This window comes from Ochrobactrum sp. SFR4 (assembly GCF_019730395.1).
Lineage (GTDB): Bacteria > Pseudomonadota > Alphaproteobacteria > Rhizobiales > Rhizobiaceae > Pseudochrobactrum.
Genome location: NZ_JAAPBB010000463.1, coordinates 1 through 334, shown reverse-complemented (window position 1 = coordinate 334; position 334 = coordinate 1). Strand labels below are relative to the sequence as shown.

Annotated in this window: 1 pseudogene; it reads left to right on the top strand. The window is 50.9% G+C overall.

The features are described from left to right. Positions 1 to 39 precede the first annotated feature (39 nt). A pseudogene (locus tag HBA93_RS19820) lies at positions 40 to 334 on the top strand (phage tail tape-measure protein); the annotation flags it as partial.

Here is a 334-nt window from a genome sequence, read left to right as displayed (position 1 = left end):
GTAGCAACATCTGCGTTTATTGGGCTATCAGCAACTATTATGGGGCCGGTACTTGGTGCCTTAAGTGCGGTTGCAGCTGCTATACTCGCCAACCCCATAGGGCTTCTTGTTGGGGCTGTCGCCTCTGTGGTGGCCGCCTTATACATATTCCGCGATGAGATGACACAAATTCTCGGGGTTGATCTTATCTCAGTCGCTCATACCGGTGCCAATTATATCCTCGGTGCTTTTAAGGGGACTTATGTCGCTGTGTCTTCTGTCTTGGGCAATCTGCCCGGGGCATTTGGATATACGTGGAAATCAGGCGTCAACACAGTCCCTGATGTGATGACCT